A 13,949-nucleotide genomic window follows, 5' to 3' on the forward strand; every position below is an offset into this window, starting at 1 on the left:
GCCCGCGCGTTCCAACGCGCTCCGGCTCCTGTCCAGCCCATTACTCGCTCTACGTGGAAGCATTCCCATGACGTCCCTCGTCCTGCGCCAACTGGCGTCCAGCCTCGCTTTCGGCGCCCTTGGCCTGCCTTCGGCCTACGCCCAGCAAACCGCGCAAGCCCCGGCCCGGCAGGCCGTGCCGTCGCTGGCCCCGGTGGTGGTATCCGGCGAATCCCTGACGCGCGTCCTGGACCCCGGTCCGCAACAGGCCGAGGCCGAACTGCGGACCGTGCCGGGCGGCACCAACCTGACCCAGCCCCAGCAGGAAGTGCGCCTGATCACGCTGCGCGACGCGCTGGATTACCAGCCCGGCATCATCGTCCAGGAGTTCTTCGGTGGCCTGGACCAGCCGCGCCTGAACATCCGCGGCTCGGGCATCCAGAGCAACCCCTTGAGCCGCGGCATCCTGCTCATGCAGGACGGCCTGCCGCTCAATGACGCCGATGGATCCTTCATCATCAGCCTGCTGGAACCGCGCAACGCCGGCCTGATCACCGCGCGCCGCGGCGCCAATGCGCTGTCGCCCGGCGCCAGCACGCTGGGCGGCGAGGTCGACTTCCAATCTCTTACCGGCGTCCAGAACGACGTCATCCGCCTGGGCGGAGGCAGCTTTGGCTCGCGCAGCCTCACGCTGTCGAAGGGCTTCGAAGACGAGCGCCTGGACGGCCGCTTCAGCTTCGGCTACGACAAGTCGGACGGCTACCGCCACCATTCCGCGTCCGAGCGGTCCAGCTTCCAGGGCAACCTGGGCTTTCGCCGCGGCACTTTCGAGAACCGTACCTATCTGTCCTACACGGACCTCAAGTTCGACATTCCCCAGCCCATCCCCAAGGCGCGCATGTACGAGGACCCGCGCAGCGTGCTGGGCGACGGGACCACGCCCCAGGACCTGGCCAACAACGTCTACCAGCGCGATCCGCACCGCGACACCAGCCAGTTCCGCATCGCCAACCGCAGCTACTGGGGCACGGATGCCTTGAATCAGACTGCCGGCATCTACTGGCAGCGCACCAATGACGACTTCATCAATCCCCAGGTGGCCAACGTCACGGACGGCGATACCTATGGCCTGGCATGGCAATTAGCGGGCAAGGCCGGCAGCGTGGACTACCGCGTGGCCCTGGACTGGCAGCGCAGCGACATGGACCGGGACCTCTATGCGATCCGGCCCGCTGACGGCAGCCGCCTGCAGCGCTTCGGCGCCTACGACCTCAAGGCCGAGAACCGCAGCGCGCTGGTCGGCGCGAACTGGCACGTCACCGAGCAGTTCAGTCTCGTCGGCGACCTGAAATACACCCAGGCCGTGCGCGACGCGCGCGAGCGCAACACCGGCAAGACGCTGGACCAGGATTGGGACTACGCCACGCCGCGCGGAGGCATCATCTGGCAGCCGGCCGCCACACAGCGCTGGTACGCCAACATCAGCCGCAGCAACGAGGCGCCCACTTTCTGGGAAATCGTCAATGGCGAAGTCCCCGCGCCCATGAACCCCGCCAGCGCCGTCACGTCCATGAGCAAGCTCGACCTGCAGCGCGCGCTCACCTATGAGATCGGCGGAGACGGCACGTTCAATGTGGCGGGCCGGGACCTGAACTGGACCGTGTCGCTGTACCGCAGCAATGTCGAAGACGAACTCATGTCCGTCACCAACGCCAACGGCACGCCCGCCGGCACGTACAACTACGCCGGCCGCACCCGCCACCAGGGCATCGAAGCCGGCATCAACGGCAGCCTGCCGTCGCCCGGTGCAGGCCTGTTCGACTACCGCATCGCCTACACCTTCAGCGACTTCCGCTTCCGCAACGGCGAATACCAGGGCAACCGCATCGCCGGCGTGCCGCGCCATCTGCTCAGCGCCGAAGTCATGTACCGCGTGGGCGGCTGGCGCTTCGGCCCGAACCTGCGCTGGCTGATGAGCGATACCGAGACCAACCATGCGAACGCGCCCGGCACGCAGCAGAACGCCTATGCGTTGCTGGGTTTCAAGGTAGCGTACGAACATGACGCGCATTGGAGCGGATACGTGCAGGCGGACAACCTGACCGACAAGACCTATGCCAGCAGCTACGCCATCCGCAACACCGCCACGCCCGCCATGCCGATCTTCCTGCCCGGCAACGGACGCTCGTTCAGCGCGGGGGTCGCCTACCGGTTCTAGGCGACGGGCCGCCGGGGCCGGCTTGACGAATATCATCCCGGGGGCGCGCGCCGGGATGAGACAATCACGGGCAATAGAGGGAGCCTTCCTGCCATGAATACCTATCCCTTGCTGCTCATCCTGCACCTGCTGGCCGCCTTCGTCTTCGTCGGCACCGTGACCTTCGAGGTGCTGTTCCTGGAGCCCGTGCACAGGCGCCTGCCGCCCGACGTGCGCAAGGCGCTGGGCACCCAGCTCGGCCCGCGCGTGCGTTCCGTGGTCCCCTGGGCCGTGCTGGTGCTCTACCTGGCCGGCCTGGGCCTGGCCTGGCAGTACCGCGACGCGCTAGCCAGTCCGGGCAGCTCGTCCTTCGGCATCCTCCTGACCCTCAAGATCGCGCTGGCCGTGAGCGTGCTGGCGCACGTCGTCACCGCCCTGGTGATGGCGCAGCGCAAGCGCCTGACCGGCGAGTTGCAGAGGCGGCTGCACATCAGCGTGTTCTGTCACATGGTGGCCATCGTGATTCTGGCGAAGGCGATGTTCTATGTGACGTGGTAGCTGGGGGCGTGCCGCCCTTTCACCTCGCCAGCCGCAAACACTCCATGAAGTATGCAGCATGCTCCGACGCGAGCGCCGCGTCGCGCCACACCATGCCGGTGATCCCCCGGCTGCGCATGGCAAGCGGAAGTACCTTGATCATGTTCTGCTTCGCGAAATGCCGGGCCAGCCGCTCCGAGATCGGCATCACGAGGTCTGAATCCGTCAGCAACGCGAGGTTGACCAGCACCGACGACGACTCTACCTGCTGCCATGGCGCGGGTTGTCCGGCCAACGCCAGCTCATAGTCCATGCGCATCCGCATCGGAGTGGAAGGGCCTGGAGCGATCCAGGGATAGCCCTGCACTTCCTGCCACGTGACCTTGCGTTTCCCGGCCAGGGGATGCGTGCTTCCCACTGCCAGGCAGATGGGCTCGTCGTACAGCTCTTCGTAGTGCAGGTTGCGCGGCAAAGAGTGCTGCTCCAGGCGGCCGACCAGCACGTCGAACGTACCTTCCTGCATCAAGGGGAGCAGGTAGTCCAGCGTGCTCTCCGCCAATCGCAGCAATACCCGGGGATAGCGTTCCCGGAAACGCTGGATGCTGGGCGGCAGCAGCACCGGCGCGATATTGGGTGTGACACCCACGGCCAGCGTGCCGGTGGCGCCGCGGGCCAATTGCGCCATGGTGTCCTGGGCGCGGCCCAGTTTGCCGAGTATCTCGCGCGCATGGGCGCGCAATTCAAGTCCGTACGCCGTGGGCTCGATGCCGCGCGCGTGGCGATCGAAGAGCGGAAGGCCGATGTCCTGCTCCAGGTCTTTCAGCCACTTCGACAGCGCGGGCTGCGTGATGTTGAGTTCGGAGGCGACCTGGCTCAGGTTGCGGGTATCGCACAGGCGCACCAGGATGGCCAGGTGGCGCAGGCGGATTCGATGGGTCCAGTCCATGCGTGTTCGTCCGTCTTCGAGACATAAATTCACGGTTATGGCTCGGTAATATTAATTCATTATCAATTTATATCTGCTCTCCACATAATGGCCGGACAACAGAGCCATGCCGGCAGCAAGCCGGCGGCGAGGAGACACGATGCAGCCGAATTTCCTGCTCTTCATTACGGATCAGCAGCGCGCGGACCATCTGGGCAGCTATGGCAACCCCATGTTGCGCACACCCGAACTCGACGCGCTGGCGGGGCAGGGGTGGTCCGCGGACCGCTTCTATGTCGCGTCGCCGATCTGCATGCCCAATCGCGCCACGCTGATGACCGGGCGCATGCCTTCGGTGCACGGCGTGCGCCACAACGGCATTCCGCTGTCGCAACGCGCCACCACCTTTGTCGAGCGGCTGCGTGGCGCGGGCTACGCCACCGCGCTGGTCGGCAAGGCGCATCTGCAGAACATGACGGGCAAGGGGCCCGTCTGGCCGCCCTCTGGCGGCGACGGCGCGCAAGGCGAGGCCTGGGCCGCCGAGCCGGGCGACTACGACCAGGAGTGGGGGCCGTTGTGGCGCACCGATACACGCCATGACCTGGGCACGCCGTTCTATGGGTTCGAGCGCGTGGCGCTGGCCGTGGACCACGGCGACCAGGTCTGGGGACACTATGAGCGCTGGCTCGCCCGGGTGCACCCCGAGGCGCGGCGCCTGTGGGGCCCCGAACACGCCATGCCCGCGCCGGGCTTCGTGTTGACGGAACACCGCCAGGCCTGGCGCACCCGCGTACCGGAAGAATGCTCCACCAGTGCCTACATCGGCGACCAGACGATCGCGCTGCTGTGCGAACACGCCGCCGGCGGGAAGCCCTTCTTCATCCAGTGTTCCTTTCCCGATCCTCACCATCCCTTCACGCCCCACGGCAAGTACTGGGACATGTACCGGCCCGAAGACGTGACGCTGCCTGAATCTTTCCATGCCAGCGCCGCGCCCGGCCGCCAGCCGCCGCCCCATGTGGCCTGGCTGTACCGGCAGCGCGACGAGCGCAAGGCCGTCAAGCACACGCCGGCCATCTTCGCCTGCACCGAACGCGAAGCTCGGGAAGCCATTGCCCTGAACTACGGGTCCATCAGCCATATCGATTTCACCATCGGCCGGGTGATGCAGGCGCTGCGGCAGACCGGGCTGGACGACAACACCGTCGTCATCTTTACCAGCGATCACGGCGACTACTTCGGCGATCATCAACTGCTGCTCAAGGGCCCCGTCCACTATCAAAGTCTCATCCGTACGCCGTTTATCTGGCGGGATCCGCAAGCCGCGCCGGCAGCCCCGCGAAGCCAGGCGCTATGTTCCACCGCCGATATCGCGGCCACCGTGCTCGCCCGCGCCGGCCTGCCGGCCTACAACGGCATGCAGGGCGCCTCCCTGTTGCCGCTGATGTCCGGCGCCGCCGGCAGCGTGCGTGAAGCCGTTCTGATCGAAGAAGAGGGCCAGCGCACCATGTTCGGCTTTGCCGGCCGCACCCGCATGCGCACCTTGCAAACGCCGCGGCATCGCCTCAGCGTGTACGCCGATGCCGACTGGGGCGAACTCTACGATCTGCAGGAGGACCCTCACGAACTCCGCAACCTGTGGGGCGATCCGGCCGCCGCCGCGCTGCGCGGCGAACTGCTGATGGCGCTTTCGCGCTGCATGATCCGCCATGCTGAAACCAGCCCGCATCCGTCCGCCATCGCCTGACACTTACGCAGGAGAAAAGCATGATCAAGTCCTTGCTGCTCTGTACCGCGCTGCTCGTGGCCGGCACCGCGCTTGCCGCGCCGTCCGGTTACCCCACGCGGCCGATCCGTCTGGTCGTCAACTTCCCGCCCGCGGGCCCCCTGGACCTCGAAGCCCGGGCCATCGCCCAACATGCCGGAAAGCTCCTGGGCCAGACCGTCATCGTCGAAAACCGCTCTGGCGCTTCCGGAAATATCGGCGCCCAGTCCGTCGCCCAGGCCGCGCCCGACGGCTATACGCTGCTCATGACGCTCGACACCCTGATGACCGTGAACCCCTTCATCTTCAAGGGCCTGGAGCAGGAGGTCACCCAACGCCTGGAACCGTTGAGCCTGGCCGGCAGCTTCGGCCTGGCGCTGGCCGTGCGGCCCGAGCTGGGCATCGGCACGCTGGACGCATTCCTGAGCTACGCCAGAACGCACTCCATCACTTACGCCTCCGCCGGCTATGGCAGCCCCGGCAACCTCGCCTTCGAGAAACTCCGCCTCGCGGCCGGCATGGACGTCGCGCACGTTCCGTATCGGGGCAACGCCCCGGCGGTCAACGCCTTGCTGGGCGACCAGATCCAGGCGGCCTTCCTCGCGGTGCCCGGCCTCCTGCCGCACGTGAAGGCAGGCAAGCTACGGGCACTTGCGGTGTCGGGCAAGGAGCGCGACGCCGACCTGCCCGACGTGCCGACGGCCGCGCAGTCGGGCGTGGCCGGCTTGAAGGACTACGACGTGGCATTCGCGTTCCTGGTCATGGCGCCCAAGGGGACGCCCGAGCCGATCGCGCGGGTCTGGGAGAAAACGCTGGCGCAGGTCTATGCCTTGCCGGAGTTCCAGCGGAGCATGGCAGGGCTGGGCATGCACGGACCTTTCGCGGGGAGGGCGCAGGCGCAAGCGTGGGTGCAGAAGGAAGCGCAGGGGTGGAAGGGGGTGATCGCAAAGGCCGGGATCAAGGGGGAGTAGCGGGGCACGGTTCCGCTGCTAGGCGCCATCCAGCGCCAGCGTGGCCGGCCGGGGCTGGCCAAGCTGCCTGGGCTCGGCGGATTCCGCTACCAATTGGCCGCCCTGCAGGCGGAACACGCCGACGGCTTGCAGCAATTGGGCGGCCTGGGCTTGCAGGGCCGTCGATGCGCTGGCGGCTTCGGTGACGCGGGCGGCGGTCTGCCGGGTCAGTTCGTCCATTTTGGCGACGGCCTGGTTCACCTCTTCGATATCCGTGCTCTGCGCCCGGCCGGCGTCGCCGATATGGCCGACGATGCCGGCAACCCGGTCGATACTGGACACGACTTCGCGGATGACGCCGCCGGCGGCGTCGGCCTGGCGGAAGCCGCTGCTGGTCTTTTCCAAGGATCCGTCGATGAGGGTGCGGATCTCGCGCGCCGCGCTGGCGCTGCGTTGCGCCAGGGCGCGGACCTCGGTGGCCACCACCGCGAAGCCCCGCCCGCTCTCGCCTGCGCGGGCCGCCTCTACCGCGGCGTTCAAGGCCAGGATGTTCGTCTGGAACGCGATGCTGTCGATCAGCCCGGTGATTTCGGAGATCTTCTGCGCTTCTTGCTGGATTTCTCCCATCACGGTCGCGACGCCGGCAACCGCCGCGCTGCCGGTGCCGACGATCTGCCGTGCCTGATCGGTCAGTTGCCGGGCCTGCTGCGCATGGTCGGCGTTGTCATGGACATTGGCGGCCAGGTCGCGCATCGACGATGCGGTCTGCGCCAGCGACCCGGCCTGCGTGCGCGAGCGTTCCTCGAGCTCCAGGTTGCCCTGCATCATGTCCCGGGAGGCGGCCGACAGGGCCGATGCCGTGGTCCGCACGTTGCTCATGGTTCGATGCACGGCGTCCATGGTGGTCTTGAAGCTGCGCGCCAGGCTGCTGTTCATGCTCAAACCGCCGAACCGCAGGTCGAACACCCCGGGCTCGCGCCCGATATGCGCGCTGAGCCGCGCCAGTTCTTCGGCGGCGATGCCGGCGCGCTCCATCTTCCAGGCCAGCCAGCCCAGCGCGGCGGCCTGCACCACGACATAGGCGGCATGCAGCAGCACCATTCCCAGGCTGGGCTCGGTAAAACAGAGCGTGCCGTATCCCCATTGCTGGAGGTAGTTGAAGGACAGGTGGTGCACCGCGATCACCAATGCCCCGCACAGGATGGTCCGCCAGTCCCGATAGGCGAGGAGCAGGGAGAGCAGCACGAAGATGCCGAAGTGGATTTCGGTTTGGCCCGACAGAAGGTGGATATGGAGCGCGGCCAGGGCCATCAATCCACAAGCGACGCAAAGGCGGGTGGCCAACGTGCCGGGGCGCCAGAGGATCAACAGCGTGGGAATGCCTGCCGCCAGCATGCCCGCCGTGGCCGCGGCGGCCCATCGGCCGTATTGCGGCGCCATGCACAGGGCAACGATGAACAGTAACCAGAGCAGCGGCAGCATGGCGCGGTCGGTCCGGCGATACGAGTCTTCCAGCAAGCGGCTTGCGGTGCGCATGGGCTGATCCTCGGGCAGGGGAGGCGCGAAGATTCGCGCAAGCTGGATTTTGATAGATGAATGCCAATTTGTGAAGATTTATTCCAAAATATTTTATAGATCCGTGGCGATGGCGATCCGCGTCGCCGCATGTCCACGGCCGCGGAATCCCGGACGACCATCTCGGCTTTGCAGCCGATCCCTCGCAACGTCTCATGTCTACGCCGACCGCCGGCGTCCTTCCAGCCCTTCACCCCAGCCGCGCCGCAGCCTTGGCCCTGGTGTGCGGCTCCCTGGCTGACGCCGGCAGAGGTGGCGTCATACCTGGCTTGACGTTGCGCCTTGTTGCCGGCCCGGACGGGGACGGGCGTTATAGTCAAACGCTCCCTCCTGACAGGAACGTCTCATGCAGACCCATGAAATCCATCGTGGCCGGCTGATCGACCACCTTCAACTGGTGGTGCGGGACCTGGCCGCCAGCAAGCGGTTCTACCAGGCGGTGTTCGATGCCTTGAAAGTGCCGATGGGCGGCGCCGGCGACGATTATTTCTGGGCGGACGAACTGTTTGTGTCCACGCCCGGCAGCAAGGCGGCGCTGGGCCAGCTGACGGGCCGCCATCACCTGGCGTTCCAGGCCGAGAACCAGGCGATGGTGGACGCGTTCTACCAGGCGGCGATGGCCCACGGCGGCAAGGACAATGGCGCGCCCGGCTTCCGGGACTACCACCCGGGCTACTACGGGGCCTTCGTGCTGGATCCGGATGGCAACAATATCGAAGCGGTGTTCCACGGCGAGGCGCAGCGCAGCGCGCCGTCGGTCAAAGTGACCTTCTGACGGCGCGGCGCGCCTGTCGCGAATCTGGGTCATTGGGTCCGAACCGGGGGCGCGGAGGCGGGTTTCACCGTGTCCATGTACTTCTTGTAGCTGGCGAGATATTCCGGGCTGTTGACGTCCGGCGTATTTTCGGTGCTCCAGTTGTTTTCCACGCCGGCCTGTTTCCAGGCGGCCAGGTCGCGCATGACGTCCTCGCGGGTAACCGTGGTGTTGGCACCGGCACCGGACGAGGCGGAGGCCATTTGCGCGCTTGCCGAGCCGGACAGCAGTGCGGCGGCCGCCAGGGCGACCGGGACGGCGGCACGGAAAAATAGGGCAGTCTTCATGAAGTGCTCCTCGATGGCAAGAATGAACGCAGCATTGGGACCCGGTGTCCTTGGGCTCACGGCAAGGCAGTCTTGGGCAAGGACAGCTGCGCGACCGGCATGTTGCTCCCCGGCTTCATACCTTCGGCTCCATCGTAGGGCGGAGCCGGGGAGCGCTGCATACCCAAAATGGAGTACGCTGCCGCCGCGTGCGGGGCGGCGGCCGGCTACAGCAAAGAGGCCAATCTCACGAGTTCGGACTGGCGGCTGCATTCCATCTTGTTGAGCAGGGACGCGACCTGTTTGCGCACGGTCAGCACCGAGGCGTTGCGCAGCGTGGCGACTTCCTCCACGCTGTGGCCGGTAGCCAGCCCCGCCAGCACGGCCGCTTCCGCATGGGTGATGGCGAACACGGATTCCAGCCTGTCGACGTCCAGAGGCGCGAAGGCGCTCTTGCGCCGCATGCGCACCAGCAGCATGCGTCCGCCAATCAGGTTGAGCGCGTCCGGCGCCGCGCTGATATCGATCCAGAACAGCTCGCCCCAGCCGGAGGCCGCCGCCAGGGAACAGGCCTTTCCGTCCCGCGCGACGGCCAGGCAATGGGACTCGAACAGCGCCTGCATCTTGCCGTCGGCATGGCGCAGCCGGCCGCCACGGACGTGCCACCCGTGCCCATCATCCAGGTAGCGCGCGGCGAGCGTGGACATTCTGTCGATCATGGCGTCCTTGCTGATGAGCAGGACCGCTTCGCCCACGTCGGTGAAGGCGCTTTCGATGGACCGCCATCCGATGGCGAGCGCCTTTTCGCGTTGCACCAGCTGGCTGCGCAGCGTGCGGAAGTAGCGGGCGACGCCGCCTGATTGGAGCTGGCCGCTGGCCTTGGCATCGACCGTCGAACGCTGGAAGCCGATGGCCGCATGCATCACGGCGTTCGATTCGATGACCAGCGACAGGATCTGCGCCATACGGTGCTTGACCATGAAGTCCGTGTAGAACTCCGTGCGCTGAAGCTGCCCGCGCTGGTACATCGTGGCGGTGTCCAGCCACGTGCCGCAGGGCGACAGCCGGGAATCCCGTTCGAGGACGTCGCAGCGGTAGTAGTGGTTCTGGTAGTCCGCGACGCAGGCGTCCGAGAAACCGATGGAGGACAGGTTCAACAGATTGTGCCGCGCGTCGAAGACGATGAGCGTGCCGCTGTCCGCGCCCACCATGTCCCGGGCGGTGCGCAGGATGTCTTGCCACGGCGGTTCGGGGTCGACGAGGTGGCTGACGGCCTCGATGGCCCGCCGGACCGCAATCGGGTGTTCGGCCATTTGGTGCCTCCGGCTCTGGTTCAGGCAGCATTCGCTGCCGCGCATCGCAGATTGTTGTGGACGGCTCCGGCCTCGTCAGGGGAAGCGGCGCGCGGCGAGGGTTCGTCCGCGCGGCGGGGCAGGGGGGCGGGCGGCTGCCGGCCGCCGCGGATCCCACAGGAAATTATCCTCGCAAATCCGTGTGCCGGAAGAAAATCAGCGGTCTGCGGGCGGCAGCCGCGCATCGTTTGCCTGCTGGCCGCACCGATCTGGTGCGCCCGTACCGGGATGTTTCAATCAATGGCGCCGCCAGGGCCGGGGCCGCCGGCGGCCGGGGGCGTGCCGCCCCCCGCGGCGGCCGGCTGGATCGCCGCGCGCCACAGGTCCAGGAAGTGTTTTTTCTTCAGCGGATCCAGATAGACAAGCAGGCCCACGCCCAGGCCGACCGGCCGCACGCCGGCGGCCGCGATGACCGAGGCGCTCACCGGCCGCATGCCCGACTGTTTCGCGACCGTCTCCTGGCCCCGGGGCGACAGCAGGTAGTCGAGGAACAGCGCGCCCAGGTCCGCGCGCGGCGCCTGCCGGGGAATGACGGCGGAACGCGACAGCATCAGCGTGTAGTCCTGCGGGTACACGATGGCCAGCGGCGCGCCCCGGTCGATGCGGTGCTGCGTATAGGATTCCAGCAGGTTGTAGGCCAGGGTGATTTCACCGCGCTCGAGCCGGTCCAGCGCGTGTTCCGTCGACGCATGGACGGTGACCCAGTTGCGGCCAAGGGCGGCCAGCAGCGCGCCGGCCATGCTGTCCAAGCGGGTGTCCTGGGTGGCGGCCAGGTAGCCGATGCCGCTGCCTTCCACGTCATAGGTTGAAATGCGGCCGGCCAGCGGCTGGTCGGGCGCCTGCAGCAAGGACAGCAGTTCGCGCCGGGTGCGCGGCACGCGCGCCGCGTCGAGCCTGGCCGTGTTGTAGACCATGACGATGGGGTCGGTGCCGATGCTGAAGACCTCGTCGCGCCAGTTCGCCCAGCTGGGCAGCGCGCGGGTCGCGGGCGAGACGTGCGCCTGCGCGTAGCCGTCATTGACGAGCTTGGTCTGCAGGTCCATCGCGCTGCTGATGATGAGGTCCGGGCCTGTCTTGGCGGCGGGCGATTGCCAGGCGCGGGCGACCGCCTGCGCGTAGAGGTCTTGCGTGGACAGCTCGGTGTATTCCAGGCGGATGGCGGGGTTCAGCCTGCTGAAGTCTTCCAGCACGCCGCGGAATACCTGCACGCTGTTGGATGCATGCACGACGAGTACGTTCTTGCTGTCCGCCGGCCCCAGCGACAATCCGCTGCCGCTGGTTTCGGCGCACAGGCCGGCCAGGGGCAGCAGCAGGAAAACCGCGGCGGCGAAGCGGCGCAGGGCTGCGAAGGCCTTATGCATCATGCTGGATCCCCGGCAGCGTGATCACGGCTTCCAGGCCGCTGCCCACGCGATTGCTCAGGGCGAGCCGGCCCTGATGGATGTCGACGACCCGCTTGATGATCGACAGCCCTAGGCCGGCTCCCGGCGCGCGCGGGTTGGGCCCGCGCGCGAAGCGCTCGAACGCCGTGTTGGCCAGCGCGGGCGGAATGCCGGGCCCCTGGTCGGCCACGGTGATGCGCCAGCCGCTGCCGTCCGGCTCCAGCCGGACGTCGATGTGGCCGTTTTCCGTGGCGCCGTGGCGCAGGGCGTTGTCGATGAGATTCTTGAAGGCTTCGCGCAGCATCAGGCTGTCGCCCATGACGCGCGGCGGGTTCGCGGCAGCGTCGCCGGGCAGGCGCAGGCGGACGTCGGGCTGGGGATCGGCCTGCGGAACGGTGTCGTACAGGGCCTGGCCGAGCAGCTCGGCGAGGTCGACCGGCTGGAACTGCCGGACGTTGCTGCGGTGAATGACGCTGGCGTCGCTCAGCAACTGGTTGACCAGGCGCGAGAGCTTCTCGGCGTTGCGCAATACCGCCAGCAAGCTGCGGCGCTGCTCGGCGGGATCATCCTCGTCCAGCGCCACTTCCATCTGGGCGTGGAGCGCGGCCAGCGGCGTGCGCAGCTGGTGGGCGGCCTCGGCGATGAAGAGGCGCAGCGTGTCCAGGTTCTCCGAGAGACGGGACATGAAGCCGTCCAGCGCATGCACCAGGGTGTCGAGTTCTTCCGGCACGGGCGCCGCGATGGGATGGAGGTCGGACGCGCTGCGATCGGCCAGTTCGCGCTCGATGCGCTGGATGGGCGAGAGCGAGCGGTGCAGGCCCCAATAGGCGAGCGCCAGCGCCGCGGCGGCGAAGCCGATCAGGGCGAGGGTGCCCTTCCAGAGAATGCCTTGCGCCAGCGCGTTGCGGGCTTCGCGGGTCTGGGCGACCTCGATGATGGCGGTTTCGGCGTCGCGCGGGCCGGCGATCTTGCGCTCCATCCAGGCGACGCGCACCGGCTCGTCCTGGTAATGGGCCTCGAACAAGCGCGGCGAGTCCGCGGGGCCGGCGTCGCCGCGTCCGGGCGGGGAGGGCAGGTCCGCGTAGCCTGAGACCAGTTCGCCGCCGGCGGCGGTGACGCGATAGAACACGCGATCGCGAGGCGCCTGTTCCAGGAGCGCCAGCGACGCGTAGGGCATGTCCATCCGCCATTCGCCTTGCACCAGCTGCAGGCTGTCCGCGATCGACAGCACGGACGCGCGCAGGAGCTGGTCGTAGGTGGTGTCGGCGGTCTGGTGGGCATAGCCGCGCACCAGCAGGTAGAGCGCGGCCAGGGCCGCAGCGAATAGGGCCAGCAGCGTGGCCAGCAGTCGGCGGCGGACGGAAATGCGGCCGTGCGGCACGGTCAGGGCGTGTCGGAGCGCTCGGCCGCGTCGTTGGCGGCTGTGAGCAGGTAACCGGTGCCGCGCTGCGTTTCGATGCGCAGGGGCGTGCCTTCCAGTTTGCGGCGCAGCCGCGCGATGTAGACCTCGATGGCGTTGGGGGCGGCGTCGTCGTCGAAAGCGAACAGCTTGTTGGCGATTTCCGTCTTGCTGACGGCGCGGTTCATGCCGGCAAGCAGGATCTCCAGCAGGCTGTACTCGCGCTTGGGGAGTTCGATGCGCTGGCCGGCCAGGGTGACCTGGCGCGCCGCGCTGTCGATGACCAGTTCGCCGAACCGCAGCACGCCCGTGGCCTGGGCGCTCGGCCGGCGCAGCAGGGCGCGGCAGCGGGCTTCCAGTTCGCGGAAATCGAAGGGCTTGGCGAGGTAGTCGTCGGCCCCGGTATCCAGGGCGTGGACGCGGTCTTCGATGTCGATGCGGGCGGTCAGCGCCAGCACCGGCGTCTTGCTGCCGCGGTCGCGCAGGCGATGCAGGATGTCGAAGCCCGACATGCGGGGCAGGCCGATGTCCAGGATGACGAGATCGAAGGTTTCGTACTGCAGGACACCGTCGGCGCTGAGGCCGTCGTTCTGGGCATCCACGGCATGGCCGAGCCGGCGCAGCCGGCGCACGATGGCGTCGGCCAGGTCTTCGTCGTCTTCGATCACCAGTATGCGCATAGCGACGATTGTCGCATGAGGGGGGGGCACGCTGCGCTCGCTTGCTGTCCGGAAAAACGACAGGTTGTCGACAGCTTTTGTTCCTAGTCTTGCGGTCCTGCCTCCCCCGCCGGCGGCAGCCTCGCATA

Annotated in this window: 12 protein-coding genes; 5 read left to right on the forward strand and 7 right to left on the reverse strand. The window is 67.5% G+C overall.

Features of this window, described 5'->3' with window-relative positions; translation table 11 throughout:
- The first annotated feature begins 67 nt into the window (after positions 1–67).
- Both AGI3411_RS04580 and AGI3411_RS04585 read left to right on the forward strand, forming a co-directional pair.
- A complete protein-coding gene (locus AGI3411_RS04580; RefSeq protein WP_129526223.1) occupies positions 68–2,197 on the forward strand; it encodes a TonB-dependent receptor family protein in 2,130 nt (709 codons plus the stop codon).
- Between the two features lie 93 nt (positions 2,198–2,290).
- Positions 2,291–2,734, forward strand: a complete 444-nt coding sequence (locus tag AGI3411_RS04585; protein ID WP_129526224.1) for a CopD family copper resistance protein — start codon at positions 2,291–2,293, stop codon at positions 2,732–2,734.
- Between the two features lie 19 nt (positions 2,735–2,753).
- Here the strand turns inward: AGI3411_RS04585 and AGI3411_RS04590 are convergent, their stop codons facing one another.
- Positions 2,754–3,659: a LysR family transcriptional regulator gene (locus AGI3411_RS04590; RefSeq protein ID WP_129526225.1), complete on the reverse strand. Its 906-nt coding sequence runs from the start codon at positions 3,657–3,659 to the stop codon at positions 2,754–2,756.
- A gap of 139 nt (positions 3,660–3,798) precedes the next feature.
- On the opposite strand from AGI3411_RS04590, the gene AGI3411_RS04595 reads away from it, so the two are divergent.
- Both AGI3411_RS04595 and AGI3411_RS04600 read left to right on the forward strand, forming a co-directional pair.
- Positions 3,799–5,385, forward strand: a complete 1,587-nt coding sequence (locus AGI3411_RS04595) for a sulfatase family protein (protein WP_129526226.1) — start codon at positions 3,799–3,801, stop codon at positions 5,383–5,385.
- Between the two features lie 20 nt (positions 5,386–5,405).
- Entirely contained in the window at positions 5,406–6,374 is a 969-nt protein-coding gene (locus tag AGI3411_RS04600; RefSeq protein WP_129526227.1) for a Bug family tripartite tricarboxylate transporter substrate binding protein, read from the forward strand.
- An 18-nt stretch (positions 6,375–6,392) separates the two neighbouring features.
- Here AGI3411_RS04600 and AGI3411_RS04605 read toward each other — a convergent pair whose 3' ends face one another.
- Complete coding sequence (locus tag AGI3411_RS04605) at positions 6,393–7,889, reverse strand: methyl-accepting chemotaxis protein (RefSeq protein WP_129526228.1); 1,497 nt, start codon at positions 7,887–7,889, stop codon at positions 6,393–6,395.
- A gap of 385 nt (positions 7,890–8,274) precedes the next feature.
- On the opposite strand from AGI3411_RS04605, the gene AGI3411_RS04615 reads away from it, so the two are divergent.
- Entirely contained in the window at positions 8,275–8,703 is a 429-nt protein-coding gene (locus tag AGI3411_RS04615; protein ID WP_129526230.1) for a VOC family protein, read from the forward strand.
- A gap of 29 nt (positions 8,704–8,732) precedes the next feature.
- Here the strand turns inward: AGI3411_RS04615 and AGI3411_RS04620 are convergent, their stop codons facing one another.
- The 5 genes from AGI3411_RS04620 to AGI3411_RS04640 all read right to left on the reverse strand — a co-directional run bounded on the left by AGI3411_RS04620 (position 8,733) and on the right by AGI3411_RS04640 (position 13,821).
- Positions 8,733–9,029 (reverse strand): DUF4148 domain-containing protein, encoded by a 297-nt coding sequence (locus AGI3411_RS04620; RefSeq protein WP_129526231.1) that lies wholly within the window; start codon positions 9,027–9,029, stop codon positions 8,733–8,735.
- A gap of 206 nt (positions 9,030–9,235) precedes the next feature.
- A complete protein-coding gene (locus tag AGI3411_RS04625; protein WP_129526232.1) occupies positions 9,236–10,321 on the reverse strand; it encodes a helix-turn-helix transcriptional regulator in 1,086 nt (361 codons plus the stop codon).
- Positions 10,322–10,593: 272 nt separating this feature from the next.
- Positions 10,594–11,724 carry an ABC transporter substrate-binding protein gene (locus AGI3411_RS04630; RefSeq protein WP_129526233.1) on the reverse strand — a complete coding sequence of 377 codons (1,131 nt, stop codon included), beginning with the start codon at positions 11,722–11,724 and terminating at the stop codon, positions 10,594–10,596.
- A complete protein-coding gene (locus tag AGI3411_RS04635; protein WP_129526234.1) occupies positions 11,714–13,123 on the reverse strand; it encodes a sensor histidine kinase in 1,410 nt (469 codons plus the stop codon). The genes AGI3411_RS04630 and AGI3411_RS04635 overlap by 11 nt, the downstream gene beginning before the upstream one ends.
- A gap of 2 nt (positions 13,124–13,125) precedes the next feature.
- The gene (locus tag AGI3411_RS04640; RefSeq protein WP_129526235.1) at positions 13,126–13,821 is read right to left on the reverse strand and encodes a response regulator transcription factor; all 696 of its coding nucleotides are present in this window, start codon (positions 13,819–13,821) and stop codon (positions 13,126–13,128) included.
- Between the last annotated feature and the right edge of the window lie 128 nt (positions 13,822–13,949).

This window comes from Achromobacter agilis, from assembly GCF_900496965.1.
In the GTDB taxonomy this organism is placed as follows: domain Bacteria; phylum Pseudomonadota; class Gammaproteobacteria; order Burkholderiales; family Burkholderiaceae_B; genus Achromobacter; species Achromobacter agilis.